The organism is Nonomuraea sp. NPDC003201 (genome assembly GCF_053590415.1).
In genome coordinates this window covers 1-3957 of record NZ_JBSFTC010000564.1, presented here as the reverse complement: position 1 = coordinate 3957, position 3957 = coordinate 1, and the positions used below count along the sequence as shown (strand labels likewise).

Below are 3957 nucleotides of genomic sequence, written 5' to 3'. Positions count from 1 at the left end.
CGGGCCCCGAGCGCCCGGCCAGGCATCACATGCACGTGTGACGCAAGTGAGATCACCCTCCGATACTGCTTTCGGGTGGTTTCACCCACGGGTCTCCTCTGTTACCGCTGTGCTACAAGCCGGGTCCTCAGGGATTGGCGAGGCGCGGTCACGGGAAACGTTGACGGTGACGACGTGGCCTATCGGGGAGTTGCGGGTGACGGTCCGGCCTATTCGCACGTTCGACGATCCGGTGCTGCGTTCGGTCGCGGAGCCGGTGCAAGACTTCGACCGGGAGCTGCGGCGCCTGGTCAAGTCGCTGACCGCCACGATGCGCGCCGGCGCCGGCCGCGCGGGCCTGGCGGCGCCGCAGGTGGGCGAGCCGGTACGGGTGGTGGTCTACTCCTACGACGGCAAGTCGGGCCATCTGGTCAACCCGCGCCTGGAGCTGTCGGAGCGGCGGGTCACGGCCGACGAGGCGTGCCTGTCGGCGCCGGGGCTGTGGTGGCCACTGGAACGTTCCTACATGGTCACAGCGCGTGGCCGCGACATGATGGGCAAGCCTGTGACGGTCCGCGCGCTGGGGGTGCTGGCCAGGGTGCTGCAGCACGAGGTCGACCATCTCGACGGCGTGCTGTTCAGCGACCACCTGGAGGCGGCCGAGCGGGAGCGCTTCCTGGCGGCGGCCCTGCCCGGCTGAGGGGCGTCGTTCAGGCGGCCGAGCGCACGGCGAGCTCCCTGCGCTGCTGCGGGTCGGTGCCGCCCCACACGCCGTACGCCTGCCGCGTGGTCAGCGCGTACTCCAGGCACGGCTCACGTACGGGGCAGCCGGCGCACACATGCTTGGCCCGTTCGGCCTGCGACTGGCTCGGTCCTTCCAGAGAGATCGGGAAGAACAGTTCCGGGTCCAGTTCGAGGCAGGCGGCCCTGCGGGTCCAGTCGAGCATCATCATGTTGCTCGCGTCTACCCAGCCGACCTGCTCTCATACCTCCGCCGGCTCACCAGCGGCTCCAACCTAGAGTGCGGGCCCACGGCGCGCTGATGGCCGGCACCGGCGCCTCCGCGTCGCTGAGCACCAGGTCGACGACGTCGATCAGGTCGTCCGCGACCTCGGCGGCCTCCAGGATCTCCTCCTGGCGCGTCTGCGGGGTGGGGACCAGGATGCCCCTGGCTCCGGCGGCCCTGGCGGCCTCCATGTCCCTGCCGATGTCCCCCACGACCACGCAGTCGCGGGGGCTGACGTCGAGCACGGCGGCGGCTCTGATCACGAGCCCGGGGGCCGGTTTGCGGCAGGTGCAGCCGTCGGCGTCGTCGTGCACGCAGATCGCCCACGCGTCGAACGGCCCCAGCAACTCCTCCACCCGGGCGTTCACCTGATCCATGTCGTCCGGGGACAACAGACCCTTGGCCACGCCGGACTGGTTGGTGACCACGGCCACCGGCACCTCGGCCCGTCTGAGCCTGGCCACCGCCTCCACCGCGCCCGGCATGGGCTCGACGAGGTCCGGGTCGCCGTTGTACGGCACGTCCCTGATCAAGGTCCCGTCCCGGTCGAAGAGCACCGCGCCGGGACGTCGCTTTTCGAACACCTTCCACCTCCGTCGCGTGCCCGCCAGCTACCCGGGGCCTAACCAGGCAAACAACTACTTAGCGTGACCAAGTCCAGCCCGTTTCTCCTGTTTGCGCATCTCATGGGCGTGGGGAAGGTTTGGGCATCGCTCCTCTCGGTAGCGGTTCCCGTCCTCTGAGGGGGAACGATGAGGTTTCTCGGCATCGACGCGATCTTCCACGAGCCGGCCGCCTGGTGCCCGCGCGCGCAGGCGGCGATGAACGGTCGCATGCCGGGAGCGGTGCTGTGCGACCCGGCCCCGCGCCGGAGGATGAGAACGGTCCCGCGCGCCTCGGCCAGGAGACGGGCCGTGCGCGCCGTGAGCCACCGCGGCCCGGGCGACCGGGGCCGGGTGCTGGTGGCGCGGCTGGACGGCGCCGGCGCCGTGCTGCTGGCCGGCCCCGCCGTCAGGGCCGTGCGCACGCTGGCCCGCGAGCTGGTCTTCCTGGCCGGCCCGGACGGCAGGCCGGCGGCCGAGCTGCTGCCCGGCGTGGACCGGGTGATCGAATGGCGGGCCCCGTGGATCGACCACACGCCGCCGCCCGTCACCAAGGGACAGGCGGCCGACCTGGTCGGCCGGCTCGCGGGCGTCGACGAGGCGGTGATCCTCACCTCGCTCCACCAGTCGGCGCTGCCGCTGGCCCTGCTGCTCAGGCTGGCCGGCGTCCCCAGGATCACCGCCATCAGCAACGACTACCCCGGCTCGCTCCTGGACGTCCGGCACGTCGTGGACGAGAGCGCCGACGTGCCCGAGGCGGAGCGGATGCTGGCGGTCGCCAGGGCGGCCGGGTTCGCGTTGCCGGCGGGTGATGACGGCAAACTCGCTGTTCAGCGGCCATTGCCGGATATAGGCGGAAATTTGGGGCAATTGCTGGATGCCGGCGCCGATGCCGGCAAAGGCACGTACGTCGTGGTGCACCCAGGGGCATCGGCCCCCGCGCGGACCTGGCCGGCCGAACGGCATCAGCGGACCGTACGGGAGCTGGCGCAGGACGGACACCGGGTCGTCGTGACCGGCAACGAACGTGACCTCACCGCCTATGTGGCCGGCGGCGTCGCCGTCGATCTCGGAGGCGTGACCACGTTCGCCGAACTCGCCGCCGTCATCGACGGCGCCGGGGTGCTCGTGGCCGGCGACACCGGCGCCGCGCACCTGGCGGCGGCGGTCGGGACGCCGGTCGTGAGCCTGTTCGCCCCCGTCGTCCCCGCGGCGCGGTGGGCCCCGTACGGCGTGCCCACGGTGCTGCTCGGAGACCAGGAGGCGCCCTGCCGCGCAAGCGGGGCGCGCGCCTGCCCGGTGCCCGGGCACCCGTGCCTGTCCCACGTGACAAGCGAGCAGGTGGTCAAGGCAGTGAGGGAGCTGACGCAGTGAAGGTCGATCTCATCTCCGAGCACGCGGACCCGCTGGCGAAGGTCGGCGACATCGACTCCGGCGGCCAGAACGTCCACGTCGCCGAACTGGCCCGCGCGCTGGCCGCGCGCGGGCACACGGTCGTCGTCCACACCCGGCGCTCGTCCGATCGGCAGCCCGGGTCGGTGACCATGGCGCCGGGCGTCACGGTCGAGTACGTCACGGCCGGGCCGCCGGTCCCTGTCCCCAAGGACGAACTGCCCCCGTACCTGGCCGAGTTCGCCGAGCGCCTGGCCGACCGCTGGGCCGCCAGCCCCCCGGACGTCGTCCACGCCCACTTCTGGATGAGCGGGCAGGCGGCGCTGCGGGCGGCCGGCAGGGTGCCGGTGGTGCAGACGTTCCACGCGCTCGGCACCGTCAAGCGGCGCTGGCAGGGCGACGCCGACACCAGCCCCGCCCACCGGATCGACACCGAGCGCGCGATCGGCAGGCGCGCCGACGCCGTGCTGGCCACCTGCGGCGACGAGGTGGCCGAACTGCGCGCGATGGGCGTGCCCGAACGGCGCATCGCGGTCGTGCCGTGCGGGGTGGACCTGTCGGTGTTCCGTCCCGGCGGGCCGGTGGCGCCGCGCACGGGCGGCAAGCTGATCCTCAGCATCGGCAGGCTGGTGCCGCGCAAGGGCGCGGACACCGTGATCAGGGCGCTGCGCCGGATCCCGGACGCAGACCTGGTGATCGCGGGCGGCCGCCAGGACGACGAGGAGGCGGTCAGGCTGTACGAGCTGGCGCGGGCGTACGGGCTCGAACACCGGGTCCACGTGATCGGCAGCGTGCCCCGCGAGCACGTGCCGGCCCTCATGCGCTCGGCCGACGTCCTGGTGACGGTGCCGTGGTACGAGCCGTTCGGCATGGTGGCGATCGAGGCGATGGCCTGCGGCGTGCCCGTCGTGGCCTCGGCGGTCGGGGGACACCTGGACACGGTCGCCGGCTGCGGCGTCCTGGTGCCGCCGCGCCGCC

5 protein-coding genes are annotated in these 3957 nt (G+C 72.8%); 3 read left to right on the top strand and 2 right to left on the bottom strand.

All coding sequences use genetic code 11. The features are described from left to right. Positions 1-166 precede the first annotated feature (166 nt). A complete protein-coding gene (gene def / locus ACWDX9_RS60720) occupies positions 167-679 on the top strand; it encodes a peptide deformylase (protein WP_363969794.1) in 513 nt (170 codons plus the stop codon). Between the two features lie 10 nt (positions 680-689). Here the strand turns inward: def and ACWDX9_RS60715 are convergent, their stop codons facing one another. Together ACWDX9_RS60715 and ACWDX9_RS60710 are read right to left on the bottom strand one after the other, a co-directional pair. After that, a complete protein-coding gene (locus ACWDX9_RS60715) occupies positions 690-932 on the bottom strand; it encodes a WhiB family transcriptional regulator (RefSeq protein WP_363969792.1) in 243 nt (80 codons plus the stop codon). A gap of 46 nt (positions 933-978) precedes the next feature. Next, positions 979-1569, bottom strand: coding sequence for a D-glycero-alpha-D-manno-heptose-1,7-bisphosphate 7-phosphatase (locus ACWDX9_RS60710; RefSeq protein ID WP_449973020.1), 591 nt, complete (start codon positions 1567-1569; stop codon positions 979-981). A 168-nt stretch (positions 1570-1737) separates the two neighbouring features. Between ACWDX9_RS60710 and ACWDX9_RS60705 the strand changes: the two genes are divergently transcribed. Continuing rightward, entirely contained in the window at positions 1738-2961 is a 1224-nt protein-coding gene (locus ACWDX9_RS60705) for a glycosyltransferase family 9 protein (protein ID WP_449973019.1), read from the top strand. Beyond that, positions 2958-3957, top strand: a 1000-nt coding sequence (locus tag ACWDX9_RS60700) for a glycosyltransferase (protein WP_449973018.1), incomplete at its 3' end; no start/stop codon positions are given. The genes ACWDX9_RS60705 and ACWDX9_RS60700, both read left to right, overlap by 4 nt.

Coding starts and splice junctions, on each gene's coding strand:
- ACWDX9_RS60715 (WP_363969792.1), bottom strand. CDS start 932: ATGATGATGCTCGACTGGACCCGCAGGGCCGCCTGCCTCGAACTGGAC.
- ACWDX9_RS60705 (WP_449973019.1), top strand. CDS start 1,738: ATGAGGTTTCTCGGCATCGACGCGATCTTCCACGAGCCGGCCGCCTGG.